Genomic DNA, 24,428 nt, shown 5'->3' on the forward strand with positions numbered 1-24,428 from the left:
TATAAATCCTTGTAAAATCAATATATACATAGACTTAAACTTATAAGTATATACCCTAACCCCACCATTTACCCACATAAGAATCTAAGTGGGCAATTTTTTTTAATTCTGAACTTGGTATTAATATTTTGTTTGTTCTTATAGCATTAATTTTGCTATTTATTATCATATTGTATACTTCTAATCTAGTTAGCTTAAATAATTTAGATACTTCATTTACTGTAAATCCATTAAAAGTTATTTTACATTCATTTTTCTTTTGTAATTTTCTAACAGACATTATTACATCTCCTATCACTATTATAATTACTATGTACCATAATTAAATTATATATGAATATATATCCAATTGCAAGAACACTTGTTCGACTTAATGTAGTCCATAAATATAACTACTTTTCAATATGCAGTTATATTTTTCACATCTCTTTTAGGTACATAATAATATATATTAATATCAAGCTTACTAGTTTAATAAAGCATAAAAACTCTAGAGAATCACATCCCAGAGTTTAAATTTGTCTTTTCATTATGTTCAATTTATTCAGTTTTACTAATACATTATTATTTATTTTATTTATATTTACAACGTTAAAAATTAATATCCTTATACCTATAAAAATTTATTCAATTCTTCCAACTCGTTTGATTCCAACTCACTGGTTTCGTGTGACTTTTCTTCACAGTGAGTAACTATTTCATTGAAAGTATCATGACTTTGAGCAACTTTTGCTGACTTATCATTACAGTGAGTAACTTCTGATTTAATCACTTTTGGTAACCCGCTCTCACAGTTACTCACTATATAGTTATAAATTATTTCCTTGATAGTGCTATTAGGATTTAAGCACTCATCAAGGAATTGTATTATCTGTTTTTCTTTTTCTTTAGATTCATTTAGAGTAAACTGTACCCTTCTGCTATTCTTACTTATTGCCATTGCTCCACACCTTCTTTGAAGCTTCTAAAGCTCCATCAGCATTACTTGTTAAAGCACTATTATGTACTTTAAATTTATTTAATGGAAGTTTAGATATATATTCTTTAAGCATCAAGCTTGTACCACCTGTAAATATTGTATTGTATGTTTTTAAATTTACATATGGCTTTACTGCATTTAATATATCACCTAAAAACTCAATATACTGTTTACTATCTACTTTAATTAATCCATTATTTATTAACCTTTGTACATCTTCCTCTGTGTAATCTTCGCCCTTGGCATTCTCCATACTTTTTATTTTAGAATAGAAATCAAAGGATCCTAACTTAATTGTATTAGTTTTTACTATCTTAGCATTTTCTAATACACATATATTAATAGTTCTTGAACCTAAGTCAAGTATACACACATCACCTTTTTTATCTTCTACATCCAAACTATAATATGAAGCATAACCTTCAGGAAGTACCAATAAGTCATTTATTTTTATAGTCCTATCTATTCCATTAAACTTAAAATTAAATGTTTTACCTTTAAGAGTTTCCATTAATTTAGCTTTATTTTTCATCTGTATTATAGGTAATAATAATGTTAGGTTTGTTTCCTTAGTTTCTTCATTATTAGCCTTTCCTATAGCATATAATAATTGAGCCATATAATCTCTATCAGCTTTGTTAAACTCTCTTGAAAGTTCTCCTACGCCTATGTAGGTCTTTATTCCATTGTATTCTACTCTTTGAAATCCTTCTTCATAACTTTGATAATCATTGGTTATTTTACTACTAAACCTCCCTTTATTATCCCCTACATATTTAACATTTATATTCCCTAAATCCACCACTGTTATTTTACTCATTTTTAAATCCTCCTATTTATTATTTAATTGACTTTCTAAAAATTTTATATGTGATTTCCATATTGATCTAGTTCGTGAATCTCTTTGATGTAAAATAAGTCTTTTAATTTCTCTTATTCTTGACCCTAAAGTCATACTATCAACTCCTTAAACATTCTTTATAAGTTCCCACTTTATTTATTAATAAATTTTCTAACTTTTTAAAATCATAATTTCTTTGTTCAAAATTATTAAATCTATCTATTTTATTATTTGATGCAGACGCACTACTTAAGGTTTTATTATTTCTAATGCTCCATTTAGTATAATTAAATACATTCTTTACATTACTTTGACTTAAAGCATATTTATAGCCCTCTAGCACCTTTTTAGCATCATTATTAGTAAGTTGTAAAAGTTCATATGATTCTTTTTTATTAAATCCAGTTTCATTAGCCACCAATTCTACGCTCTTATCTTCTATTTCTTCTTTATTCTCTAAAACCTCATCTATATAAACTTGTCCTTTCACTGGATCATTACCATCACTATCAATGGGATTTTCTTTTACTTGTGTATTTTTTATTTCTTCTTTATTTTGTTTTTTAGATTCAACTTTAAATTTTAAAATATATTCATATACAAACTTTCCTTTTATTCTTTTTTTAGTTTGTATAAGTATTTCTTTGTCTTTTAATTCCTTCCATGCTTTTCTAAAGGCAGTCTCTCCATATCCACTAATGGATTTTATATGGTCTCTGTTTAATCTAAAATCCTTTTTACCTACATGATGTTGTATTTTGGCATAAAGCAAAAACGCATTTCCTGATAGACCTAAATCAAAAATTAATATATTTGATATTTGACTAAATCCTTTAGTTTCCATAATGTTAACCCCCTTGGTCAAACTTAGTTAAGTTATATTTAGATAATACACCCTTAACGAAACTTAGTCAAGTGTATTTCCTAAAAAAATAACTAAACTTAGTTAAGTTATGTTATAATAGATTTATAGATATTATTGGAGGTTTAAATATGGATAAAAAAAATAATGATTTAAAGACACGTCAGAGATATACAGCTTCATACGATAAAGAACTATTAGAAGCCTTAAAACATTTATCCAAAGAAACTAAAATTCCTTTAAGTAAATTATTAGATGAGGCTATAATTTTATTGCAAGAAAAATATGGTAGGAGATAACCAACTTTTATACTGGTTATCTTTTTTTATTTGAATTTATACTTGACAAATCAACCACAAACTATTATTTTATAGTATACCTTTAGGTATATATTATTTAGTTAGTTGTAGTAGTTAGTATATATTAATAATATTATTTATAAAGTATTAATAACTATAGTATTGTTATATCGGTCGTATTACCCATATGTGGAAAATGAACTGCTGATATTGTTGTAAAATTATAAAGCAGGAGATTTTATTCTTGAAAATATTAAAAATAAATGTTTAAATAATATTAATGAAATTTTAACCATTAAATTATAAAAAATACATTGGAGGAAAATTAAATGAATGAACAAAAAACAAAAAAATCTAAAAAACATCCAATAGTTGCACTAATATTAATATTATTTATAATTTTTATTGTTATTGCAGGTAACAAAAAAGATACTAAAGAGGCTAAAACAACAACTAATAACGTTGAAGTTAAACAAGATGAAAAAGTAAAAGTTATGGATAAATTCGTAAAAGCAAATAAGAACTTATTCGGATCCACTGAGATAGAAAAAACTGAAAAAGTTGCAAACTGGGATAAAGGAGAAAGATATAATTTATTCTTAAAAGGTGATAAATCAGACAATTATTTTACATTATATTTTGAAGGTAATAACATAGTGGGAGTTTACCATACTACTTCAGAAGGTAGAAAAAAATTAAAATAAAAAAGAGTGGTTCAATCCACTCTTTTTTTATTCATATTATCACAAAAATATTTCACCATAGTCATAATAAACTGTTGACTATGTCATTCTATTATGATATAATTATATCATAAGGTGAAGGGAGGTGATAATATGAATTTAAAAGTTTTTACTCTTTATGTTAGATTATGCAAGGCTACCAACCAAATAATCTTACATGAAGAACTTAACCAGTTCGAGCAAGAACTTAAAGAAAACCCTAACATGTACGAAGTTTTCCATAAGAAACTTAAACAGTTAGGCTACTAGATGAAAGAGGGCTAACACCCTCTTTTGTTTAATATATTATATCATAAAATTAAGGAGGGTTTAATATGTTCGAGGACTTTTTTAATGAAATAGAATTAAACAAGCAAGAATACAAAAAGGATATAGAAATATCCTTGAATGAAGTAAATAAACAACTAGAAAAAACTAAGTTTACAGTTGAAGAATATGCAGTAACTAGCCCTAATAGTACACCTAGTATAAAATATACTGGTACTGATCTAATAGAAGCATACAGACAATATAACGAATGGGATAAAGACAAAAAAAATATTGTTTATGCTAGAATAGAAAAAGGTATTTTTATGGATGTAGAAATGGTTATTGACTTCAAGGTATTAAAAATAATAAAGTAGTATGGTGTTAACTATGGATAAAGAATAAATGAGAAATTTAAAATTAGTATGATGTATCAATATATGATTATATAATTTTTACAGATAATGAAATAATAGGGGTAACAAATAAGGCAAATCAGAATATAAAAAAGTTGAACCTGAGAACATGAAATTTATTAAATATTCTAAGAATATTATAACATTGAAAAGTAAATAACAGAAAAAGGAGACTTTAAAAATGAAGGCTTTAAAAGAAGGTTGGAAGCCTTTAGTAGATATATATACTCAATATAAAATTGATTCAGGATATGCCAATAGAATGATAAAAAAATTCAATCATGAATATAAAGAACAAATTGGAAGAACATGGGTTGTAAAAGAAGATTTGTTTTTGCAATTTCTAGGCAAAAAAGATAATTCAAAAGATATTAATAATAAATTAATCGATTTTATAAAAGAATTGATTTTAAAAGTAGAAAAAAATAATTTAATTAATTTAGTTGATATATCACTAAAAGAAGATTCTAAAAAGCTAGTAAATGAATTAATTATAATATGTATGGATAACAACATTGACATACCAACTGATTTATTCAATGCTCTTAAAGATGGGATAATAAAAAAATACGAATTTATAGTAAATTTAATTGATAAAGCTTTTAAAGATGAATAAGAGATATAGAAAAAATCTATATCTCTTATTTTATTGCAATATTTAATATTTAATATTTTATATATTTAGCATATACATACCCACCATGTGGAGGATAATAAATGTGTATCCAATCTCCTTCTTTTCTATATAATTGTACTTTTGTTCCATTAGGTAAAGCACCTAATATTCTAGCACTTGTAGATTTGCTCTCTCTAACATTTACACCACTAGGTGTATTTATATAGCCAGTTTTCCCATCTAAATTAATATATCCTGTATTATTATTAATAGTTAGTTTGTTTGTAACAGGTCCATTATTCTTTTTATTATATTCTGATTTTATTTTATTATAAGTTGCTGAATCTATGACACCTGTAACTTTTAAATTACAATCTTTTTGAAAACATGTTACTGCGGTTTGTGTACCACTTCCCCAAACTCCATCAGATCCATATGATCCACAAGGATATCCGATCTTTATAAGCATAGTTTGAACTTCTTTAACATTATAAGAGCTTCCACTACTGGAGCTACTAGAAGAACCACTTATAATTGCGTTCTTTATATCTCCTAAAGGGTATTTAGTTCCAGGACAATCCGTGGAATAGTATTCTCTATGTCCTCCAACCTTAGTAATACCATATTTATCTTTTAAGTATTTGCCAAGTTCTATAATAGCATTTTTCTGAGCCTGAGGCATTGTTTCGCTCATATAAGCCCCTTCTGCACATATTCCTATAGAATGGTCGTTCATGCCAGGACAGTGAGCCCCTATGGCATTATCGGGACGACCTTTATATATAGACCCATCTTTACGCACAAAATAATGATAACCACAACCACTCCAACCATTATTTAAATGCCATGAATGAATATCTTGTATAGTACATTTTGAATCTTCTGCATGATGTAAAACAATAGTATTAGGACTATTTCCATAGTCCATTGATCTAAAATTTAAATTATTATTAATTATATTCATATAATTACCTCCTGAAAATTTAATAATTAGTTATAATAAGTTCTTTATATTTTCCTCGAGCCTTCTTTTCTCTTGATACAGAGTAATTAACCTCTACTTCTTTCATATTAAATCCCTCGTACCATTCCTTTACTTGTGGATGGTCATTTATTGTTAATAAAAACTTCCCTTTTAAATTTTTAAGTTTAGTCCTTAATATTAAATGCTCACTTTCTCCAAATTCGTTACCATATCCATCAGTTTCAAAATATGGTGGATCTGCAAAGAAAAAGCTATATTGTCTATCATATTTTTCTATTATTTTCTCAAAGGACAAATTTTCTACATAAGTATTTCTTAGCCTTTCTTTTAGATCACTTAAAGCATTTGCATAGAATATTTTTGGTGATGGCTTAGTATTAGTCCCATATCCATAATGATTACACTTACTAGCAAAACTTTGAGATATTAAATATAAAAACCTTACAGCTCTATGTATCTCTGTAAGGTGTTCTATAGTATAGTTTTTATATTCTTCAAATATATCTCGTCCTGAAAATTCATATTGTAGTAATCTTTCTATTTCTGGAGAATGGTATTTAATCATTCTAAATAGATTTATTAATTCTTTATCTATATCATTAATAACTTCTACCTTGGATGGCTCTTTACCAAAATACACCCATCCCGCACCAAAGAATAATTCCACGTAGCAAGTGTGTTCTGGTATCATTTTTATAATTGTTTTTCTTAATTTACTCTTCCCGCCCATTCGACTAATTGGTGGTTTTAACATTTGTATAGACCTTCCTTTAATTAATTTTTTACTCTTTATTTTCTTTTACTGCTTGTCTAGCACTGGACTGTCCAAAATAAAATCCTATTATTAATGTAAATACACTTAAGAATTCTGTACTAGATATATTAGTTTTTAGTGCTAAAGTACAGAATACTATAGTGGTTAATAATGCTATTATCTTTTTTATTTGTAGAAACTGTTTTAAAAATTCCATATTATCACTTACCTTTCTAATTAAATTTTATTATTGCACCTAAGATGCCTAAAATAATAGCTCCAGCAATTGTACGCCAGAGCCATTTTTGATTATCTTTCATTTCTGCTATATCTTTTTCATTTTCCATAGCTTTATTATAAGCTACATCTGCCTTTTCTCTTGTGCTGTTATATCCATCTATCTTTGTCTCTATGCGGACAATTCTTTCTAGTATTTCCTGCTGTATGTTTTGCTCCACACTGCACCTCCAGTAATTAAAATTATATAAAATAAAAAAGACCTGTCTGGTCTCTACTTTTCCTTTATAAATTATTTAATTCTATTAATCCCATATCATAGGCTAGTTTAACTTCTTGTATTTTATTTTGTATTTCTTCTTTATTTATTTCCTCTAAAGCCTTATCCTCTATAAATTTATTAAATATTTCTTTATCCTTAGGGCAATCTTTGAAGGCTAAATAAATTCCTAATTCATTAAAGCTTATGGTTGTTAGCTTTTGAGTTTTATCTTCATCTAAAAATACATCTATATATCCTACTATTTGCAACTCCTCTTTGTTATAAATAGAACTTACTTTTTTCTCTACATTATAAAACATTAATATCATCCTCTCTAATCTAATCTTCTTAATTCTATTGAATTCACAATTAATTTTGAATCCCATGTGTTTACATCAAATCGAATGTGTTGAGAATCTAATGGACAGTTTGTTTCTGTAGTTGTAAATACAAACTTATTTATTCCAGTAGTTAATTTTTTACCATTCAAAATACTTAAACCAAATTGGGTTTTACTATTTAATATAAATACCTCACAATTTCCTATAGATTCACAATTTACTTGTAATTCATATCTATTATTAGGCATCAACTGGAAATGTGAAGAAAACACATATTGTTCTTCACTGTTGCTTTGAGAGCTATTGTTTTGTATAAATAATTTATTATCTTTTAACTCTACAGTTGCAGAATTATATCCCCTAACATAAAAATTATCTAATGGTGGACATATATTAGGGTTTTTATATTTCTCTGCTAATTTATTATAATAATTATTGTTTTGATCTATCTCATTTCTACCCTTTAGCATTAGTTCAATTTCCTCATCCTTAAAAGTTTTGTTATTTAAAACTTGAATATCTTCTATAAATGAATCTGAGTATTCTAAGTCCATTGAAGCTCTGCCAAGATATAATTTATAAAGTCCTTTTGTTAATGAAGTTCTTATGGAAGCTTTATAAATATTATTATCTTTATTTTTAGCTATATAACCAGTTATCATATTGTCCTTTTTGATTATAAGTATATTACATACTTGAAATTTATTAGCTTCTGTTGTTATTGTTTCTGCGCTCAATAAACTATTATAACTTTCCCATAATCTAAGTAATTTGTTGGTGCCTTGTCTATAAAATGAAAATCTCCCATATGAATTTGCAATATTAATAATGCTTTGATTAGCTTCAAGGGATTGAGGATAAATTGCTACACCCTTAAGTAAAACACTCCATTCTTCTCCTAGTTCTATATCAATTGGATCTATTTTATCTCGTTGTCTTACTAGTTCTAATTTTATATTTATATAATCTAAGAATACTTTACTTGGAATAGTTCCACTGGCTGGATAACCAGAAGATATTAATATATATATTTTATTATTATTTGTAATTAGATTCCTCACCTCTGAAGAATGTGAATACATATTTTCTATCTTATCTGAATAATTAAAAGCTGTGCCTTTGTCCAACCATGAATCTAAAGTCCAATACCCTCCAGTTGGTACCCACATTCTACTTACACCTTTATAACCAATATTACCGCCATTATCTCCAGAACCCATAGCCCATGTATAAGCCTTTATTTCTTTAATGGAATTTTTTAAAACAGTATTAGATCCACCATATAAACTATTACACAATCCATTAAGGTCTAATTCTATAAGAAATTGTCCTTTTTCTCCAACTCCATATCCTCCATTAGGAGATACAATATTATCTAATTTTTTTAATTTATCATATTCTTCTTGGGTAAATTCAATCCACTTAGTATCATTTGGAAATAATAATTCTGGACTATCAGCATAGTAGCACTTCATAGGACATTCTGTCATACTACCAGCTACTTTCGTAGAAAAATTATAAGGTATTTCTGTTGTATCTCCTCCTATAAAAATGCTCATAATTAGACCTCAATTTTATTTTCTTTTACATAATCTTCTAACGCTTTTACATGTTCCAATAAATCAGTATTTAGTGCTATGAATGATTTTTTTATGTTGTCTTCGATTATCTCTCCAGTGATCTCATTTACATTTGAACATGTGTAGGCTATTCTCTTACCTTCACTTCTATTTACTATTGCTATTCCTGTTAATACTTTCATTTAAAAACCCCCTAATAAATTATCAATTAAAGTATCTTCTTCTAATAAAACATTTTCTAAATTGTCATTTTCTTCAGTTGATTCAAATTCAATATGATCATCTATATTATTAAGTCTAGTATCATTGGCATTATTTTCAGCCCTTACCTGCTCATAGCCTTTTCTTTTAGCTTTAAGTTCCCATGTAAAATGTGTGTTAGGTTCTCCCCTAAATATAAAATAAGTTGGCTTCATTTCAACCAACCTAAATGGAGAACGCTTTTTCACTTCTTTATCTGTTAATTCATACGGAACTATTTCGGTATAAGTCACGTGGTAAGGTATATCAGTATTCATAACCTCAGTTACCATATCTTCTATAGCTACAATAGCAATTCCATCTTCTCCAACTATTCCACTACCTAAGTCACCGAAATAATAACCCATTGTTTCATAGGCATTTATTAACCTGTCCCCATAATGTTGGGTTTTTTGAAGTGAGTTCTTACTACCATCTACTTTTAAAGCACCAGATACCCTTACTTCTTTATCGAAATGAGCATTTTCCCAACTTGCAAAACCTACATGATTTGAAGATGTCCTATGATTTAAAGCACTAAACATTATATCCATACTATCTGTCCATTGCCTACCAAAATTAAGTCTCGAATTATCTCCCATATATCCGATATTCAAACCCGTAGACCATAATTGTAAACTTGCCATAACTGCATTATTAGCCGCCCAATACCAGTACATATTTCGTCTTACATCCATATTTTCAGATATTGTTATCGGTTGTCGAGTTGTATCTCTCTTAAAATATTTATCAAATGTAATATAAGCAAGGTAATTATCCTCACTTGGATTATAATAAGTTAAATTCATAATATAATCTTGAAAATGAGCAAATGACAAGCCCATTTGTTGAGGCTCATCTAATTGGTAAGATGTATAAAACATGCCAACCTTACTATTGGCTTTCTTCCAATCATAAAAACTAAGATTCATATTTTCCATATCTATTGCTGGAAATCCTGTATTGTTATATGTTCTAAAGGCTCCACCGCCCAAGTCTATTTTTAAAGTACCATCTAAAGATTTTAATACACCAGCACTTATTAAGTCCGCTGTAAATCCTTGGCCAGTTCCAAAGGTAGACCACTGCCACTCTCCGTTAGACATTTCTTTAGCTATCTGGAACCCCCTAGTACCAAGACACATTGCTCCATAGGTTGGAGAATTTGTATCCCTATCCTCGAAAAAAACTGCTCTTTCCACTTGCGTTTCTGCACTATCTGCCATAGCTTTTAAAGTTGCCTTTGCAGCATCTATAGGACCCCATATTACTTCACCTTTAACTTTCCCATCTGGTGTTGTTATAGAATCTATTTTATTTAGAGAATTACTTATATCTTTTTTAAAATTACCTAGCTCTACAGTATCGTTAATCCACGTATTTCCTAACTGTCTTTTAGTTGTTTTTATTACTTTAGCTTTTATATCTAAGTTTAATTTATTGTATCTTACTGTTACAGTGTCCCCAACTTCTACTTTCTCCAAAGATATATAATTCTTGTATTCTTCTGTTTTGCTAAGTTCTATAAAATCCACTTTGTAATTAACTTCTGGAATATCTACTTTTTCTACTTCATAAAGTTCCTTAACTCTTAATCTTAATAGCCTTATTACATCATCTTTAGTAATATTGGTTTCTTTATTAACTTTTATATCTCCATAATGCACGTGCCTTACTTTGGGATGTGGATACATATCTATATTTGGACTATCTATATACTTTTCTGGGAGCATAATAACAGTATCATTTTCATCAAGACCTGTGGGCATAATTCTTGTAATTACGTTATCTGTATTTAAATCTTCTTCTATACCTACTAAATTTTTACCACTTTGTATTAAGACACCTCTGTCATTTCCTCGGTTGTCCCATATACCTATACTAAAGTTATCCCTTACAATTTCTCCACCCCAGTTTTTTATAATGCCATCATCACCCATAATAGCATCAACTGGATTTTTTCTTATAAAGTCCCTTGTGTTTGTTCCACCTAAATTACCAGTGGCGGTAAACTTGTGAGGGTATTGAGTTCTTTCTAAAATCCACCTTAATGCATCTAATCTATTCAAATTTGTTGGTCTTACATCTTCTAGGAAATTATCTGCTAAGTCATAGAAAATATGCCTACAATCAATAGTAATCATAGGCATATCACGGTTTATATTAAAAATTCTGAAAGGTTGTCCATTAGCATAAATTATATAACCTTTCTGTAAAAAGTAACTTTTAGGATGCAGATTCACATCTGTCCTAGTTCCTACTATTGTACTCTTATTAGTAATTACATTAACATTAGATTGTATTATACCTTTTACTATCTTGGGCTCTTCTATAGGATATTTAAAAGTAAGTGTATAAGCTCCATTCAACTCCTCCAAAATTTCTGCATCTATAGCGTTAGTTAATATGGTTACCCCATTGGTTGTAAAATCTGTGGCAGTAGGTTCAAATAATTTAATCATTTTTTAATTCCCCAAGCTTGAAAATAAATTTTACGTGGTTGTTGTGGTACATCTCCAGTAAGCAGTCTTATATAAATATTGGTATTGCTCACTGGAGATATTTGAACTGAACCTATCACAACTTTATTCTCCTCACTGCCACCCTCACCGTATTTAATCTGAGGATCTATATCAAATATTTCTTTAAAATAATTTTGCAATGCAATAGCTGCATAACCTCTCCCCACAACTGAATCAACAATACCAGTTATTCTTTGGATTCCATTGGGAAATTCAAGGAATGTAAATCCATCTTTTTTATAAACTTTCCAATCATTTTTTGTATAAATGTTCAATAATGAATTATCTACTTTAGCAATACCAGCTTCAATATTATTTAAATTATCCGAATTTAGTGGTGTAAATCCGTCCACCCAATTCGTTCTTGTATAAGCCATTACAACCACCTCCAGTTTGGTTTTATCTCTAGTCTTTGAATTTTCCCCATCCAAGATATTTTATTTATTCCTAGTTTGAAGGTTGGGAACTCTCCCTTCATATAGTTATTAAATAATTGTCCATCTCTGTAACAATCCATTATTTCACTATCTATTGTTATGTGATTTTGTATATTTGTTAGATTAATTATATTATTATTTATGTTTAGATCTATATTTCCATATCCATAGATAGTTATAAGTGGAGCACTTTCTACAGTGCCAGGATTAATTATCTCCATAGAATTACTTTCATTTATAACTGGTAACTTATTTACTTCTACTAAATTCCCACCACTATAATTAAGTGTAGCTAGTGGATGTATTACTTTGCTATTTCTAGTTACGTTATTTTCTGTTATTTTCATTATTGGACTATCATTTAAAGAGTAGCCAAAAGGCTGACAGTCAAATTGTACTATTCCACTATGAAATTTTTTTAATACTTGATCCAAAGCTATTTTATTAATTATTCTAGCTTTATAATATCTATCAGGCTCATTAGAGAAAATAACTTCTCCTGTCCCAGTTAACCATGTCTTTATATCATCAAAATTATTATTGAAATAATCGAACTCAACAGACTTAACTTCGCCCTCGTAATCATTATCCGTTAAAGTTAAATCTCCACTTCTACCTGGAACAACTACCTTCTCTACCCTTAGTTCTGGGGTTGTCACATCTGGAAGGGATATAATTTTTAAACCTTTTTCGCTTGAATGTATACCCTTCCAAATAAAGCCATCTTCCATTATACCCCTCCTCTTGCTAAGCTATTTTGCTTTCTACAAAATTCTATTTCTTCCATTAAAGCTGGCATATCCTTATCGGTTTTATTCTCAAAGTGTTCTATAGTAATATTTAATCCATTGTCGTTATTGTTTGTAACTGTTGAATTTGTTGTTGTATTCCTACTTGCTACTACTCCTGCGGTTGTGGTTGCTACCTCATGGTCTACTGTCATTTGCATTTTAGAAACTAATGCAGATAGGTCTTTTTCCATAGATTTTTTTATATTTTCAGTTTCATTTTCAAATCCAACTCCAACACCTTGAGCCATATATTTACCCACTTGGTCTCTAAAAACTCTGGAAGGTGAATGTATACCTAGTGCAGATTTAGCACCATCTACAATTCTACTAAAGAATCCATTTACTTTATCTTTAATCCATCCGCCCATTCCAGTAATACCATTCCATACACCTTGAACAATATTTTTACCTATGCTTACAAATTTAGAAGGTAGATTTTTAACTGCTTGAACTATATTATTTACCATATTACTTCCTGCCTCACGTGCTTTAGATGCTAAATTAACTGCAAATTGAGCTACTTTTTGTATTGTATTAGCTAACCACTGCCAAATTCTACTCGGTAGTGTAGTGAACCATTGAATAACTGCGTTTATAGCCCTTGTAGCACCATTAACCATATTTGTATATGTTTGTTGTCCCCAAGCTACTATTTTATTAATTGTATTAACTAACCAAGTCCATATTTTACCTGGTAATGTAGCAAAGAAATTAACAACATTATTTATCCAAATAGGTACATTTGTAACAAGATAATTCCATGTATCTACTCCCCACTTAACTATTGTAGCTAAAGCATAACCTAAGGCATAACCAATTTTATAAGGTAATTGTCCAAACCATTCCCCTATGTTGTTTATCCACTCTGGGATAGTGACTGTAAAGAAATTTACTATAGCATTCCACCCATCTACAAAAGCCTGTTTAATTGTAGCCCATAAATTAGAGAACCACTCGGGTATGTTACTAAAAAAATCTAATAACGATTGCCATGCTGCGGGTATATCTACAGTAAAGAAATTAACTATTCCGCCCCATACTGTTTTACAAGCATCTGCAATAGCATTCCATACCCCTATTATAAAGTTTCTAAAACCTTCATTCGTGTTCCAGAGAATTACCAACGCAGCTATAAATCCAATTACAGCCGCTGTAATTAATATAATTGGGTTAAGTCCTAGTACAGTATTAAAAGCTTGCAAAATAGGAGTTCCTTCCGCTATAGCTGAATAAAGCTTTTTAAAAGTACCAACGGCTTTACCTATTGTACTTGCTATTTTTAAAGTTAATAATGCAGCACCTATACCACCTATACCTGAAGCTATAAAGCTTGCATTATCCATAATCCATGCTAAAGCATTAATAATTTTAGGTAACCAATTTGCGCTCCCTTCGGCTATACTTGCAATCATTTTCCCAAAGCTTGATGCAAGTTTGTCTACACTTTCCCCTAATGCCCCATTACTAAGACTGCTAGATAATTTTTCTAAGGACTTTATTACAGAATCTAACGATTCTCCAAAAGGTTTTTTAAATTTTTCAAACATGGTTATGCCTAAATCTACAATTCGATTTTTTATCATTTTCATTTTACTCTCAGTTGTAGCATACCTTGTTTCAGCCTCTTTTGTTAGCGCAATATTTTCATCCCATGCCTTTGTTCCTAGCTTTAAAGCGTCTGTGAATACATTCCCTGCACCCGCAGCTCTTAAAAGAGCATCTCGCATACGGACTTCAGTAATCCCCATATTATCCAAAACACCAATTGCAGATTGCCCACTTTCTTGGCATTTCCCTAAACCTTGTATAAAAGCTATAATTGCGCCTGCTGCATCCTCTTTAAAAGCCTTTTGAAATTCGCTAGAACTCATCCCAGCTACCTTGGCAAATTGGTTTAATCCTTCTCCGCCTTTTTCTACTGCAAGTTGCATATCAACCATAACTTTAGAAAAAGCACTTCCACCAGCTTCAGCTTCAATTCCTACAGAACTAAGCGCACCAGCAAAACTCATAATTTGTGCTTCGCTCATACCGACTTGGTGGCCTGCGCCCGCAAGTCTTAAACCCATAGCTGTTATTTCACTTTCAGTTGTAGCAAGATTATTTCCCAATGCTACAATAACGCTACCGAGTCGGTTAAATTCAGTCTGTGGCATCTGTGTAATGTTAGCTAATCTCGCAAGAGAAGTTGCTGCTTCTTCACTGCTCATATTCGTACTATCACCAAGCATAACCATGGATTTAGTAAAGCCCTCTATATTCTCTACTTTTATACCCAGTTGCCCAGCTGCTTCAGCAACACCAGCTATTTCACTAGCACTTTCAGGCATAGATTTAGCCATATTCCTAATTGCTTTTTCTAATTGTGCGAATTGAGTTTCGGTGCCATCTACTGTTTTTCTAACGCCAGTAAAGGCGCTTTCAAAATCTACACCGGTTTTAATCGCAAATGTCCCTATAGCCCCCATAGTTGTTCCTACAGTTGCAACCACAGTTGCTATACCTTTCAACCCTTTATTAGCTATAGTGTTCATCTTTTCAGCTGATTGTTGCCAATTATTAGCGGTGTTATTACCTTGTTTAGCAGAATCTCGCTCAATCTCACTCCACGCCTTTTTAAAAGATTCAGACGCGGACATACCTTGTTTTCGATATTCAGCTGCTAATTTAGCAGCTTGAGATTTAGCACTTTTAGTAGCTTCATCCATACCTTTTTTAATTCCGCTATTATCTACTTCCGTATCAATTATGATTTTACCATCTGCCATTTTTTCACCTGCTTTTTATATAAAATAAAAAAGACAGGCTCACTCACTACTCTATGGTGTGGTTTGGCTCTGTTCTTTGCTCAATTCCAATTTAATTATTTTCTTACATCTAACACATTTTATTTCGCCTTTAATATAATCAGCCTTCAAAAGCAACTGATTACAGTCAGGGCATCTTATTTCTTCAATATTAATCACCTCAAAAAAACACCTACTAATGTAAGTGTCTTTATTTTTTATAAATATATTATTTAATTATTCTAATTAATTTTATGAAGTTACTATTTGAAGCATTGATAATATTTTCTCAGCAATTTCGTATGAAGTTCTATAAACAAATGTGTCAATTTTTGTAGGGGTTGTTATTATATTTATATATAAATTAGGATTGTTCATATCCTTTACTACAAGTTTTATTTTTAGCCCGCTTACACTTGTTATACTCTTTTTCTTACCTGTAGCTCCACCTACAATGGCTCCTACTCCTCCAAACAAAACTCCACCTGCAACAGCTCTCCCTAAGCCACCTTTAGTTACAACTGTTTTCCCATTTTCAATTAATTCAAAGTCCAAAACATCTGAATAATTCACTATTTTAGGATTAAATTTCGGTGATATTAGCATCTGTTTTGTATTATCATTAAATTTTATATAGCCATTAACTTCACTAGTTGAAACAAAGTCTTCGACTTCTTTTGGGTGCCCACCTTCAATCGAAGACTTTTTAAAATTTTTAGAAACCATTATCACCACTGTCCCAAACCCTAACACAATTATTCCAACTGGTGGGAAAGCTATAGTTAAAAATATACCTAAAATTGCAAAGATTATTCCTACTACCAAATACACTTTAGAATATAATTTATATTGTTTTTTAGAATATGTTGTTCCCGCCTTCATAGCATGACCTCCCCATATATAATATATTATATATTATATATTATAAGAGGAATACATTACAATACTTTACTAACATCTCCACCATTTAGTAATATGTTATTTATTTCTTCTAATTTATCTTTCTCGTCTTTGGCAATTGGAATCTTGTATAGCTCTTGCATTTTCCTATAATAATTTTTCTCCTCTTTATCTTTTATTTTAGATAAATCCATACTTCTATATCCCATTATTTTAACTATCTCATTATCTTCTTTAAGAGCTTTAAACATAGCTTTAAATTTCCACCAATGTAAATACTCTATATCTTGCAAATCTACACTATACTGATCTAGGAAAGCACTATAAATATAGTCATCATCAAAATTGAAACTATAGATTTGCGTACTTTTCCCTTTTCCAGTACCTTTAGATGCTATTATATCTTTTCCACATCTATAAAACCATAGCATCTGTTCAACTGCCCCATTAATATTACTTGGTATAACAGGATAATAGAGTTGTAACGCTTGTACGATCTTATCTTCTTCACTTAGTTTATTATCTTGCATTAAAAGTTCAAAGAGTATGGACACTCTAAAATTAGAATCAATCTCATACTCCTTATTATCTATTTCAACCGTAGTTGGAACTAAATCTATTAGCATATTCATTATTTTTTCTTTCTTCTCTGTGCTCTATTAGGGGAATATTTATTAGCTATCTTTTCAACTTCTTCATTTGTTGCATTTACTTCTGTTATAAGTTCATCAAAGGCTTTTAAACATGTCAATAGATTAACTTTATTGCCAAAAACCTTTTTATCTGTACCTTCACCAAATAGATCATTAAAAATATTAAATATAGCATTGCATTGAGTTCTAACACTCTCAGTTATTGTCATACCTTTTACTTTTTCAGCAATTCCGTCAATCCCCTTAATTGCTTTTTCATACTTTTCAGCAACCTCTAAATCTAGTATATCTAAATCTTCTAATTCTACATTATTAATTATCACTTACTACCACTCCTTTCGGTGTAAATCCTTCGGTAAATGTTTTAGTCTTTATGTCGAATGTACCTAACATTGGATCACTTATACCTAAGAAAGAACCGCTTATTCCTAAATCTCCGTCATTATCCTCAAAGGAATCTACAGAAACTGCTACTTTTATTTTTCTAGCTCTATAACTTCCTTCTGTAGTTCCAGGCTTATCCAAATCTACAATTAAATAATCTGTTTCTGTATCAGGTCCTGTTTTTTGCATTTCTCCGATTTCTCTTATATATTCAATAGCTTTTTCGCTATTTATTTGATCCGCAGTAAATTCACTTCCCCATTCATAGCCAGTAATACTTTGACTTGCACTAGATTGGTTAATATATCTTTTAGATGTTGTTTGTGCAGATGGGCTCTCATTAAGCTCTGTGAATCCAGCACCTAGTAATTCAAATTCACCTGTTACTTCTAAATAATTAGCTTGTATTTTTCTTTTTCTAACTGCCAATTATATCATTCCTTTCTTAAAATATTTTAATTTAAGCTGTATTTGAAATTGAGCAGTGTCTTCCGTAACTGCAAAAGCATAGCCAGTGCTAGTAACTTTAATTTCTAAAGGTTCTAAGTTATTTTCCAGCACTGGCAATATATTATTATTTTCAATCCAATCAGCAAATTTTTCATAAAATCCGCTATTATCTATATTCTGTAATACATCTGCTCCATAAGGTTCTCTAGATGTAAATATAAAAGCATATTGCCTTACACTATCTCCATTAACATACTTCTTTATAATAGGCTCTATTGGGATTTCTTCTATAGAGTAAGTATCTGTATTAGGTTCTAAATAATTTACATTAACTTTTATAGCATTGTTAAAGGTATCTAAATAGGGACATTTTCTTATATAATTTCTTAAAGAATCTATTATCATTTACTTCTACCTCCAACAAATTCAGCTATAGTTTTTATAATAATATCTCCTTTATCACTCCACATTCTTTTATCCCAATACTTACCCCTTAAAGCTCCTCTATTGCCACCTTTATTGCTGTAATATTGCTTAGCAGCATAAGGAGCATTATAAATTATTTTATCTGTTTTTAACTCAACACTCATATCTTTTAATCTACCAGTAAGAAATGGTACATAGTTATTACATTCTTTGGCCACTTCTTTAGTAAACTTAACCTGTGCTTGACCATTTTTATTTAAATATCTTTTTAATAAAATTTTTTGCGTCTTATCAATTTGTACTCTAACTGTAGTGGACATTATACTCCCTCCACTTCCATGTGGTCAGTTAATATATTTACAGACTTAATATCTATTACATCATCAAAGTTTTTCTCCAAGTCACCTATTCGATACGGTGATACTCCTGATATTTCAAAAGTAACCTCATTCTTAACTATTTTATCTCCTGGAGTTAATGTAAAATAATTAAGTCTTTCTTCATTAGATAGTTTTAAAAATCTCTTAGAGCTGATATATTTATCGAACTTATCTATAAATATAAGTGTACTATCTGCAAGTAACAAACCTTTATCGCTAACAGCACCATTCCTTTTACTTTGCCAATTAACGCCTTTAATGACTGTTCTTTGATATTTATCTATATCATTCATAGAATCATACCACTTATTATATATAGTTATATCTGCATTTTTAAATAAAACTCCCATATTACCACATCCTTACGTAGGGCGTAGGTAATAAAGCTTTAACATCTTCTGTTATGCTCCAAGGGTTACTATCAAAACTTATAGATTGGTTACCCTCAGACATAGATTTAACTCCAGGAGTTTTTATATTTTCTAATTTATCAGCATTATTAATTAACTGCTCTACTGCTAAATCATAATTTTCTAATATATAATCTTCTGTTAAATCCTTATTCAGATAATTTCTAATAACTAAAATAGCTTTTTTTTGCTCAATAGTCATTTAAAACACCTACTTTTCATCATTTTCCTGTTCTTTATCATCAGTAGATTCATTATCTTTAACACTTTCATCATCTTTAGCTTTTTCCTTCACAAGTTTAAAACCTTGGTCCTTATATATTACTTCAAATGCTCTTTCAGTAGCATATATTGTTCTTTTACCTTTACAGTATTTGTTCACTTTCACAGTCCTCCTTTAAACTAAAATAGAGGAGTTTCACTCCTCTTATGCTCCAGCTTTTGGTGTTAATAAAGCAAATGCCTTATCTTTTATAGGTAAGAAACCTAATCTCATACTAGCTTTGATTGCCACCATGTCATTTTCAGCTAAAGATAATGGTTTACCATCACCCATAGTAACAGATTGTAGAGTAGCTTCTTTAAGTATTTCATATTCAATACCTGCTCTCATGCCTACTAAAGAATACATCCAATTACCAGCTATTAATTCAGCCTTAGTTTTATCCCAACCACCATTTCTTACAAATTCTATAGGATTAGAATATAATTCATTTTGTCCTACACCTGGAACAAATAAAGCATTGCCGTTTGCATCTCTTAATTTTCTAAGAGAATTTTTAAGTCCATAGTGTCCCGCAAAACCATTAATATCTAATCCATCATCTTCAACTAAAGCCATAACATCAGATATATCTAAGTCAAGTTTACCAGCTCCGTTTGTTTCTAATTCTATTTTATTTCCTGCAGAATTAGCTACACTATAAATACTTTTAGAAAATGGAGAACTTGTGCCAAACAAACAAGCACTATCAATAGCTTTATAAAAAGCCTCTGCTATTGCTGGTCGCATTTCTCCAAATACATTTATAGTGGTATCATTCATTTTTTCTTTTGTTACTGGAATTATTACAGCTAACTTCTTAGCTTCCATCACTGGGAATATCCATTCTGCCTTAGATGTTTGTATTCTTTCAGTTTCACCCACCCAGTAAGCTCCTGGGCCATCCGTCATAATGCTAAATTTTTTCTTATCTGACTTCATAGGCTCAACTTTACTTAATCTAAGTATAGAGGAACCTCTTGCTACATCTTTCATTATTCCATTTGCCTGTTCAGTAGGTACAAAACCTTGTAATTCATCTTTTAAATATGCCATATTTTACACTCTCCTTTTTAATCTCTTTTTACTTGATTGTCTTTTATTACAGATATAAAATCTAAACCACCTTCTGGATCACTTCCTCCACTTGGTGGTGTATAACTATTGTCTTTTAATCTTTCTTTTACTGTAGTTTCTAACTTATCAGTAAATACTTTTTCTAGTGTTTCTAAATTTTTATCTGTAGTTTCTTCGTCTTGGCCAATAAAATAATCTACCAAATCAGTTGGTAGACCTTTTTCAGTAGCTATTTTAAGAGCTTTATTAGTTAGCTGCTCTTTTATTTTTTCTTTCTTCATATTCTCCATTTCTTGCTTTAATTTTACTAATTCAGTATCCTTTGGATCTTCTTCTGGATATAATTCTTTAATTTTATCATCAATTAAATTCTGCAAATTATTAGCTTTCCAGGTGTCTAATCCTTTATTTAAATGTTGGTCTTTTAAACTATCAATATAAGATTTAAACTCTTTGTCTGTATTCATTTTTTGCTTAAATACGTCTAAACCACCAAACTTGGTTGCCAGTTCAGAAGTAGCTAATATTTCGTCAACTTCTCCATTATCTTCTATACTTTCTATTAATTTTAATAATTCACTTTTTAACATTTTACTTTCCTCCTATTTGTCCCTTTAACCCATTAGGACTAAAGACACATTTTAATTAAAATAAAAAGCCTTAGTTTCCTAAGACTCAATTATTTTTCAACCTTATAATTTTCCCACTTTTTATAAGCATCTACATACATCTCTTTCTTATCTCCATTGTAAGTACACTCGTAATACATCCCATCAAATAAAGTAGTACTTAATAGAGCTTTATTATTTTGAAGAGTTTTACAACTCCATACCATGAATACATCATCTGTTGTGATTTTTTTCTTATCGGTTTTATCCAAATGATTATTGGTATAGTTACATACTTCCCGTTTACACCATTCTAAAAATTCTTTTTCATTCATTTAATTTTCCTCCTCTAATCTTCTATCCTATCAATTCCGTATTGTACTGCAACTTCATGTTCAATTTTGCATCCTCTTGCATCCTCCCAGCCATCACCAAAAAAAGCAACGTCTGCTTCGGCCAGTAAGCTTATAGATTTTCCTAAATAACATACTGGTATATTACCTATAGGTTTAAAATCTCCAAAGAAAGAATCTATTAATTCTATTGGTTCTCCTATAGTTTTTTCTGCTTTAAGTCTAATTTCTTCTCTAGTTTTTAAAATTTCTTCATCTGTAAACCCTCTCATTGGTTGAGATATAAATAATTTTTTCACATCTATCCCTCCTTGATTTTAAATATAATAAAAGCACCTACTATTTTTACTTAGTACGTGCTAAAATATTTTTATCTTTCTAATAAAGGCCCAATCAATGTTATTCCACATTTTTTACAAACCCAATTATACTCACTACCCATAATTTCTAAATTACACTTAGGGCACATTATTATATCATTACCATCATTATTTTTTTTAATTTCAGCTGTTACGATATTCTTTGAATTAGGATGAATAAATTTTCTAAACATAATTCCACCTCCTTACTACAAGAATATTATACCATTACTCTTCAACAGTATTAAACCCTCTACACAAAGGATGTACAACTCCAGGTGCGTCATTTAAATTATATATTTTACCATCCAATGTAGCACACTCTGAGCAGGTTCTACGGTCTAATACCTCATTTCTTCTTACTTTTTTAACTCCAACTTCTTTACAAAATTTCCTAAAAGCTTCATCTTCACAACGATTAACTTCCGTCTCAGTTAACCTTTTAGCTTCATAAGCACTACTATTATAAGTTTTTTCTATATCTTTTTTTATTTGGTTAACATTTATCTTACCATTTAGAAACTGTTTAACTTGTTTATACAAATGTTCTCCTACCGCTTTTTCATTTTCCCAAACTCTAGTTGAAAAATGTTTGCCCTTAAAATTACTTTCTATAATTTTTCTAACATCTTTTAAATTTGCATTATAAGAGTAAAAATCAAAAGTATTTTTAACTGTATTATTTAAAATATTATTTATAACACGTGTTTGTATGCCTTTTTGGCTTTGTGTGGTACTTGTAATTAGCTTAGACAACCTTTTATATTCCTTTGATTTATCTCTGCTCCTAAGGCTCATTAAACCATCTATAATAGTATAAGTAAGCATAATTAATGCTATTTCTCTTAATAACTCATCTCTATTTTCTTTTTGTTCTTTATAAACTTCTTTCAGCTGTTCATTAGCTTCATCATAAAGGCCTTGGATAAACTTTTCTTCTTCATTTTTACTATAACTCATTATTAACATCACCCACAATATCATCCAAATTCATTCCAGGTAATTCGTCTTTGAGTTTTTTTATTTCATTTTTAGGATTTTCAATAAATGATAATAAACTTAATCCAGTTTCAGTAGATAACTTATCACCTAACTGGCTAATTACTTGAGCTGTCATTAAATCATCTTGTGGGATATTAGGGGTAAACTTAATTTTTATATCTCTAAAGTCATATTCAATATTTTTAATAACTTTTAAATATATAAATAAAAATTTAAGTCTAGTTTTAATACAATCTGCAATAGATTTTTGATTGAGTTTACATTTTTCCTCTAATGCTATTAGTCTAGCCCTAAGTGCCAAAGATGATAAATTACTTTGCATTTTTTCATTGTGATTTATATGGCTAGATAATTGATACATTTTATCTTCCATGGTATTAAGGGTATTTTGGATAAAAGTATCATTAATATTTTTTATGAGCCATGCTGCAGTACCATTTTTATCTTTAATCTGCATTACTCCAAGTTTTTTCATCTTCGGAATATCTTTTTCATCTATAGCTACTCCAGTGAGCACCATATAAGCATTTCTAAAATCACTTATTTCATTACTTATATCAGATAAATTAGTTTCGTAGGCATCTTGAAGTCCTTTTAAATCCTTAAATAAAGTATCATCTTTACCTTCTTCACTTAATTTAGCTAATCCAGCTGGCACAGCACCGAAAATATGTTTTGTTTTAGGTTTAATTTCTTCAAACTTATCATTAAAATGTAATATTTCTTTATCTGTATACACGTCAATATAAGTTGTATCATCAAATTTCAGTTTATATGTGTGCATAAAAAAAGATATGTTGCCAAAATCATCTATGGCGGCATATCCTTCTCGTGGACTTATTATTTTACTAGAGAATTGTCCTTCTTTATCTGCATAATATAATTCATAAGCCAAACTATATATAAGCATATTTTTAGCTAAATTTGAATCATGTCCCTCACTCCAGTGGTCCAGGTAATAGTCAATGTCATTGACTATATTTTCATTTCCAGATTTACTTATATAATTTACATCATTTCCAACACTATAAGAAACTTCTTCTTTTATAAATTTCTTAATAAAGTTAGTATTTATTTTATTATTAGATCTTTCAGTAACCATCTGATAATTATTAATAGCGTCAGTATTACCCTTATAATAGGCATACATTTTAGCATAAGTTTGCAAGTTATTTTGATATTCCTCATAAGCTTTTTTAAGTAAATTTATATCTATTTCAATCACCT

General features: G+C 29.6%; 38 protein-coding genes. 5 read left to right on the forward strand and 33 right to left on the reverse strand.

Going from position 1 to position 24,428, the window contains the following annotated elements; genetic code table 11:
- Positions 1-55: 55 nt before the first annotated feature.
- The 5 genes from NGI68_RS08375 to NGI68_RS08390 all read right to left on the reverse strand — a co-directional run bounded on the left by NGI68_RS08375 (position 56) and on the right by NGI68_RS08390 (position 2,664).
- Positions 56-280 carry a hypothetical protein gene (locus NGI68_RS08375; protein WP_251861020.1) on the reverse strand — a complete coding sequence of 75 codons (225 nt, stop codon included), beginning with the start codon at positions 278-280 and terminating at the stop codon, positions 56-58.
- A gap of 333 nt (positions 281-613) precedes the next feature.
- On the reverse strand, positions 614-940 hold the full coding sequence (locus tag NGI68_RS08380) for a hypothetical protein (protein ID WP_251861021.1): 327 nt from the start codon (positions 938-940) through the stop codon (positions 614-616).
- Positions 927-1,799 (reverse strand): ParM/StbA family protein, encoded by an 873-nt coding sequence (locus tag NGI68_RS08385; protein ID WP_251861022.1) that lies wholly within the window; start codon positions 1,797-1,799, stop codon positions 927-929. The genes NGI68_RS08380 and NGI68_RS08385 overlap by 14 nt, the downstream gene beginning before the upstream one ends.
- Before the next feature lie 12 nt (positions 1,800-1,811).
- Positions 1,812-1,934 carry a hypothetical protein gene (locus NGI68_RS16940; RefSeq protein WP_286010097.1) on the reverse strand — a complete coding sequence of 41 codons (123 nt, stop codon included), beginning with the start codon at positions 1,932-1,934 and terminating at the stop codon, positions 1,812-1,814.
- 4 nt (positions 1,935-1,938) lie between these two features.
- Positions 1,939-2,664, reverse strand: coding sequence for a hypothetical protein (locus NGI68_RS08390; RefSeq protein WP_251861023.1), 726 nt, complete (start codon positions 2,662-2,664; stop codon positions 1,939-1,941).
- Positions 2,665-2,813: 149 nt separating this feature from the next.
- Here NGI68_RS08390 and NGI68_RS08395 point away from each other — a divergent pair, with 149 nt between their 5' ends.
- The 5 genes from NGI68_RS08395 to NGI68_RS08415 all read left to right on the forward strand — a co-directional run bounded on the left by NGI68_RS08395 (position 2,814) and on the right by NGI68_RS08415 (position 5,002).
- A complete protein-coding gene (locus NGI68_RS08395) occupies positions 2,814-2,981 on the forward strand; it encodes a ribbon-helix-helix domain-containing protein (RefSeq protein WP_251861024.1) in 168 nt (55 codons plus the stop codon).
- 329 nt (positions 2,982-3,310) lie between these two features.
- Positions 3,311-3,685, forward strand: coding sequence for a hypothetical protein (locus NGI68_RS08400; protein ID WP_251861025.1), 375 nt, complete (start codon positions 3,311-3,313; stop codon positions 3,683-3,685).
- Between the two features lie 132 nt (positions 3,686-3,817).
- Positions 3,818-3,973, forward strand: a complete 156-nt coding sequence (locus NGI68_RS08405; protein WP_251861026.1) for a hypothetical protein — start codon at positions 3,818-3,820, stop codon at positions 3,971-3,973.
- Between the two features lie 65 nt (positions 3,974-4,038).
- Positions 4,039-4,347, forward strand: coding sequence for a hypothetical protein (locus NGI68_RS08410; RefSeq protein WP_251861027.1), 309 nt, complete (start codon positions 4,039-4,041; stop codon positions 4,345-4,347).
- Between the two features lie 220 nt (positions 4,348-4,567).
- Positions 4,568-5,002 carry a hypothetical protein gene (locus tag NGI68_RS08415; RefSeq protein WP_251861028.1) on the forward strand — a complete coding sequence of 145 codons (435 nt, stop codon included), beginning with the start codon at positions 4,568-4,570 and terminating at the stop codon, positions 5,000-5,002.
- A gap of 49 nt (positions 5,003-5,051) precedes the next feature.
- Here NGI68_RS08415 and NGI68_RS08420 read toward each other — a convergent pair whose 3' ends face one another.
- From NGI68_RS08420 to NGI68_RS08555, 28 genes are all read right to left on the reverse strand, one after another.
- Positions 5,052-5,966, reverse strand: a complete 915-nt coding sequence (locus tag NGI68_RS08420) for an N-acetylmuramoyl-L-alanine amidase (RefSeq protein ID WP_251861029.1) — start codon at positions 5,964-5,966, stop codon at positions 5,052-5,054.
- A 19-nt stretch (positions 5,967-5,985) separates the two neighbouring features.
- Positions 5,986-6,741, reverse strand: coding sequence for a DNA adenine methylase (locus NGI68_RS08425; RefSeq protein WP_251861030.1), 756 nt, complete (start codon positions 6,739-6,741; stop codon positions 5,986-5,988).
- Positions 6,742-6,769: 28 nt separating this feature from the next.
- Positions 6,770-6,958 (reverse strand): hypothetical protein, encoded by a 189-nt coding sequence (locus tag NGI68_RS08430; protein WP_251861031.1) that lies wholly within the window; start codon positions 6,956-6,958, stop codon positions 6,770-6,772.
- Between the two features lie 16 nt (positions 6,959-6,974).
- Complete coding sequence (locus NGI68_RS08435) at positions 6,975-7,199, reverse strand: hemolysin XhlA family protein (protein WP_251861032.1); 225 nt, start codon at positions 7,197-7,199, stop codon at positions 6,975-6,977.
- A 64-nt stretch (positions 7,200-7,263) separates the two neighbouring features.
- Complete coding sequence (locus NGI68_RS08440; protein ID WP_251861033.1) at positions 7,264-7,560, reverse strand: hypothetical protein; 297 nt, start codon at positions 7,558-7,560, stop codon at positions 7,264-7,266.
- A 14-nt stretch (positions 7,561-7,574) separates the two neighbouring features.
- The gene (locus tag NGI68_RS08445; protein WP_251861034.1) at positions 7,575-9,140 is read right to left on the reverse strand and encodes a hypothetical protein; all 1,566 of its coding nucleotides are present in this window, start codon (positions 9,138-9,140) and stop codon (positions 7,575-7,577) included.
- 2 nt (positions 9,141-9,142) lie between these two features.
- On the reverse strand, positions 9,143-9,343 hold the full coding sequence (locus NGI68_RS08450; protein ID WP_251861035.1) for a hypothetical protein: 201 nt from the start codon (positions 9,341-9,343) through the stop codon (positions 9,143-9,145).
- A complete protein-coding gene (locus tag NGI68_RS08455) occupies positions 9,344-11,863 on the reverse strand; it encodes a phage tail spike protein (protein WP_251861036.1) in 2,520 nt (839 codons plus the stop codon).
- Positions 11,860-12,300: a hypothetical protein gene (locus NGI68_RS08460; RefSeq protein WP_251861037.1), complete on the reverse strand. Its 441-nt coding sequence runs from the start codon at positions 12,298-12,300 to the stop codon at positions 11,860-11,862. Before NGI68_RS08460 ends, NGI68_RS08455 begins: the two co-directional genes overlap by 4 nt.
- Positions 12,300-13,091, reverse strand: coding sequence for a distal tail protein Dit (locus NGI68_RS08465; RefSeq protein ID WP_251861038.1), 792 nt, complete (start codon positions 13,089-13,091; stop codon positions 12,300-12,302). Before NGI68_RS08465 ends, NGI68_RS08460 begins: the two co-directional genes overlap by 1 nt.
- On the reverse strand, positions 13,091-15,919 hold the full coding sequence (locus NGI68_RS08470; RefSeq protein ID WP_251861039.1) for a phage tail tape measure protein: 2,829 nt from the start codon (positions 15,917-15,919) through the stop codon (positions 13,091-13,093). Before NGI68_RS08470 ends, NGI68_RS08465 begins: the two co-directional genes overlap by 1 nt.
- A 51-nt stretch (positions 15,920-15,970) precedes the next feature.
- Positions 15,971-16,117 (reverse strand): Com family DNA-binding transcriptional regulator, encoded by a 147-nt coding sequence (locus NGI68_RS08475; protein WP_251861040.1) that lies wholly within the window; start codon positions 16,115-16,117, stop codon positions 15,971-15,973.
- A 72-nt stretch (positions 16,118-16,189) separates the two neighbouring features.
- Positions 16,190-16,819: a hypothetical protein gene (locus NGI68_RS08480; RefSeq protein ID WP_251861041.1), complete on the reverse strand. Its 630-nt coding sequence runs from the start codon at positions 16,817-16,819 to the stop codon at positions 16,190-16,192.
- Positions 16,820-16,875: 56 nt separating this feature from the next.
- Complete coding sequence (locus tag NGI68_RS08485; protein WP_251861042.1) at positions 16,876-17,469, reverse strand: bacteriophage Gp15 family protein; 594 nt, start codon at positions 17,467-17,469, stop codon at positions 16,876-16,878.
- Positions 17,469-17,813, reverse strand: coding sequence for a DUF6673 family protein (locus NGI68_RS08490; RefSeq protein ID WP_251861043.1), 345 nt, complete (start codon positions 17,811-17,813; stop codon positions 17,469-17,471). Before NGI68_RS08490 ends, NGI68_RS08485 begins: the two co-directional genes overlap by 1 nt.
- Entirely contained in the window at positions 17,803-18,303 is a 501-nt protein-coding gene (locus NGI68_RS08495) for a hypothetical protein (RefSeq protein WP_251861044.1), read from the reverse strand. Before NGI68_RS08495 ends, NGI68_RS08490 begins: the two co-directional genes overlap by 11 nt.
- Entirely contained in the window at positions 18,304-18,729 is a 426-nt protein-coding gene (locus tag NGI68_RS08500) for a chloramphenicol resistance protein (RefSeq protein ID WP_251861045.1), read from the reverse strand.
- Positions 18,726-19,070 carry a minor capsid protein gene (locus tag NGI68_RS08505; RefSeq protein WP_251861046.1) on the reverse strand — a complete coding sequence of 115 codons (345 nt, stop codon included), beginning with the start codon at positions 19,068-19,070 and terminating at the stop codon, positions 18,726-18,728. Before NGI68_RS08505 ends, NGI68_RS08500 begins: the two co-directional genes overlap by 4 nt.
- Positions 19,070-19,480, reverse strand: coding sequence for a DUF6751 family protein (locus tag NGI68_RS08510; RefSeq protein ID WP_251861047.1), 411 nt, complete (start codon positions 19,478-19,480; stop codon positions 19,070-19,072). Before NGI68_RS08510 ends, NGI68_RS08505 begins: the two co-directional genes overlap by 1 nt.
- A 1-nt stretch (position 19,481) precedes the next feature.
- Positions 19,482-19,742, reverse strand: coding sequence for a hypothetical protein (locus tag NGI68_RS08515; protein ID WP_251861048.1), 261 nt, complete (start codon positions 19,740-19,742; stop codon positions 19,482-19,484).
- A 9-nt stretch (positions 19,743-19,751) separates the two neighbouring features.
- The gene (locus NGI68_RS08520) at positions 19,752-19,922 is read right to left on the reverse strand and encodes a hypothetical protein (protein ID WP_003495399.1); all 171 of its coding nucleotides are present in this window, start codon (positions 19,920-19,922) and stop codon (positions 19,752-19,754) included.
- A gap of 45 nt (positions 19,923-19,967) precedes the next feature.
- Positions 19,968-20,858 carry a phage major capsid protein gene (locus NGI68_RS08525; protein WP_251861049.1) on the reverse strand — a complete coding sequence of 297 codons (891 nt, stop codon included), beginning with the start codon at positions 20,856-20,858 and terminating at the stop codon, positions 19,968-19,970.
- A 17-nt stretch (positions 20,859-20,875) separates the two neighbouring features.
- Positions 20,876-21,469: a DUF4355 domain-containing protein gene (locus NGI68_RS08530; protein WP_251861050.1), complete on the reverse strand. Its 594-nt coding sequence runs from the start codon at positions 21,467-21,469 to the stop codon at positions 20,876-20,878.
- Between the two features lie 89 nt (positions 21,470-21,558).
- Complete coding sequence (locus NGI68_RS08535) at positions 21,559-21,822, reverse strand: DUF6275 family protein (protein ID WP_039261243.1); 264 nt, start codon at positions 21,820-21,822, stop codon at positions 21,559-21,561.
- A 14-nt stretch (positions 21,823-21,836) separates the two neighbouring features.
- Positions 21,837-22,139: a hypothetical protein gene (locus tag NGI68_RS08540; RefSeq protein WP_251861051.1), complete on the reverse strand. Its 303-nt coding sequence runs from the start codon at positions 22,137-22,139 to the stop codon at positions 21,837-21,839.
- A 71-nt stretch (positions 22,140-22,210) separates the two neighbouring features.
- Positions 22,211-22,393 (reverse strand): hypothetical protein, encoded by a 183-nt coding sequence (locus tag NGI68_RS08545; RefSeq protein WP_039261245.1) that lies wholly within the window; start codon positions 22,391-22,393, stop codon positions 22,211-22,213.
- A gap of 34 nt (positions 22,394-22,427) precedes the next feature.
- Complete coding sequence (locus NGI68_RS08550) at positions 22,428-23,159, reverse strand: minor capsid protein (protein ID WP_251861052.1); 732 nt, start codon at positions 23,157-23,159, stop codon at positions 22,428-22,430.
- Entirely contained in the window at positions 23,149-24,426 is a 1,278-nt protein-coding gene (locus NGI68_RS08555; RefSeq protein WP_251861053.1) for a phage portal protein, read from the reverse strand. The genes NGI68_RS08550 and NGI68_RS08555 overlap by 11 nt, the downstream gene beginning before the upstream one ends.
- Positions 24,427-24,428: the final 2 nt, after the last annotated feature.

It is taken from the genome of Clostridium sp. Marseille-Q2269, assembly GCF_943736985.1.
In the GTDB taxonomy this organism is placed as follows: domain Bacteria; phylum Bacillota; class Clostridia; order Clostridiales; family Clostridiaceae; genus Clostridium_F.

Bases quoted from the DNA above. Each gene is read 5' to 3' on its own strand.
- NGI68_RS08530 (WP_251861050.1), bottom strand. From the start codon at position 21,469: ATGTTAAAAAGTGAATTATTAAAATTAATAGAAAGTATAGAAGATAAT.
- NGI68_RS08425 (WP_251861030.1), bottom strand. From the start codon at position 6,741: ATGTTAAAACCACCAATTAGTCGAATGGGCGGGAAGAGTAAATTAAGA.
- NGI68_RS08455 (WP_251861036.1), bottom strand. From the start codon at position 11,863: ATGATTAAATTATTTGAACCTACTGCCACAGATTTTACAACCAATGGG.
- NGI68_RS08375 (WP_251861020.1), bottom strand. From the start codon at position 280: ATGTCTGTTAGAAAATTACAAAAGAAAAATGAATGTAAAATAACTTTT.
- NGI68_RS08550 (WP_251861052.1), bottom strand. From the start codon at position 23,159: ATGAGTTATAGTAAAAATGAAGAAGAAAAGTTTATCCAAGGCCTTTAT.
- NGI68_RS08385 (WP_251861022.1), bottom strand. From the start codon at position 1,799: ATGAGTAAAATAACAGTGGTGGATTTAGGGAATATAAATGTTAAATAT.
- NGI68_RS08510 (WP_251861047.1), bottom strand. From the start codon at position 19,480: ATGGGAGTTTTATTTAAAAATGCAGATATAACTATATATAATAAGTGG.
- NGI68_RS08395 (WP_251861024.1), top strand. From the start codon at position 2,814: ATGGATAAAAAAAATAATGATTTAAAGACACGTCAGAGATATACAGCT.
- NGI68_RS08390 (WP_251861023.1), bottom strand. From the start codon at position 2,664: ATGGAAACTAAAGGATTTAGTCAAATATCAAATATATTAATTTTTGAT.
- NGI68_RS08465 (WP_251861038.1), bottom strand. From the start codon at position 13,091: ATGGAAGATGGCTTTATTTGGAAGGGTATACATTCAAGCGAAAAAGGT.
- NGI68_RS08405 (WP_251861026.1), top strand. From the start codon at position 3,818: ATGAATTTAAAAGTTTTTACTCTTTATGTTAGATTATGCAAGGCTACC.
- NGI68_RS08545 (WP_039261245.1), bottom strand. From the start codon at position 22,393: ATGTTTAGAAAATTTATTCATCCTAATTCAAAGAATATCGTAACAGCT.
- NGI68_RS08380 (WP_251861021.1), bottom strand. From the start codon at position 940: ATGGCAATAAGTAAGAATAGCAGAAGGGTACAGTTTACTCTAAATGAA.
- NGI68_RS08500 (WP_251861045.1), bottom strand. From the start codon at position 18,729: ATGATAATAGATTCTTTAAGAAATTATATAAGAAAATGTCCCTATTTA.
- NGI68_RS08400 (WP_251861025.1), top strand. From the start codon at position 3,311: ATGAATGAACAAAAAACAAAAAAATCTAAAAAACATCCAATAGTTGCA.
- NGI68_RS08485 (WP_251861042.1), bottom strand. From the start codon at position 17,469: ATGAATATGCTAATAGATTTAGTTCCAACTACGGTTGAAATAGATAAT.
- NGI68_RS08480 (WP_251861041.1), bottom strand. From the start codon at position 16,819: ATGAAGGCGGGAACAACATATTCTAAAAAACAATATAAATTATATTCT.
- NGI68_RS08440 (WP_251861033.1), bottom strand. From the start codon at position 7,560: ATGTTTTATAATGTAGAGAAAAAAGTAAGTTCTATTTATAACAAAGAG.
- NGI68_RS08460 (WP_251861037.1), bottom strand. From the start codon at position 12,300: ATGGCTTATACAAGAACGAATTGGGTGGACGGATTTACACCACTAAAT.
- NGI68_RS08450 (WP_251861035.1), bottom strand. From the start codon at position 9,343: ATGAAAGTATTAACAGGAATAGCAATAGTAAATAGAAGTGAAGGTAAG.
- NGI68_RS16940 (WP_286010097.1), bottom strand. From the start codon at position 1,934: ATGACTTTAGGGTCAAGAATAAGAGAAATTAAAAGACTTATTTTACAT.
- NGI68_RS08415 (WP_251861028.1), top strand. From the start codon at position 4,568: ATGAAGGCTTTAAAAGAAGGTTGGAAGCCTTTAGTAGATATATATACT.
- NGI68_RS08430 (WP_251861031.1), bottom strand. From the start codon at position 6,958: ATGGAATTTTTAAAACAGTTTCTACAAATAAAAAAGATAATAGCATTA.
- NGI68_RS08410 (WP_251861027.1), top strand. From the start codon at position 4,039: ATGTTCGAGGACTTTTTTAATGAAATAGAATTAAACAAGCAAGAATAC.
- NGI68_RS08505 (WP_251861046.1), bottom strand. From the start codon at position 19,070: ATGTCCACTACAGTTAGAGTACAAATTGATAAGACGCAAAAAATTTTA.
- NGI68_RS08525 (WP_251861049.1), bottom strand. From the start codon at position 20,858: ATGGCATATTTAAAAGATGAATTACAAGGTTTTGTACCTACTGAACAG.
- NGI68_RS08515 (WP_251861048.1), bottom strand. From the start codon at position 19,742: ATGACTATTGAGCAAAAAAAAGCTATTTTAGTTATTAGAAATTATCTG.
- NGI68_RS08470 (WP_251861039.1), bottom strand. From the start codon at position 15,919: ATGGCAGATGGTAAAATCATAATTGATACGGAAGTAGATAATAGCGGA.
- NGI68_RS08535 (WP_039261243.1), bottom strand. From the start codon at position 21,822: ATGAATGAAAAAGAATTTTTAGAATGGTGTAAACGGGAAGTATGTAAC.
- NGI68_RS08445 (WP_251861034.1), bottom strand. From the start codon at position 9,140: ATGAGCATTTTTATAGGAGGAGATACAACAGAAATACCTTATAATTTT.
- NGI68_RS08420 (WP_251861029.1), bottom strand. From the start codon at position 5,966: ATGAATATAATTAATAATAATTTAAATTTTAGATCAATGGACTATGGA.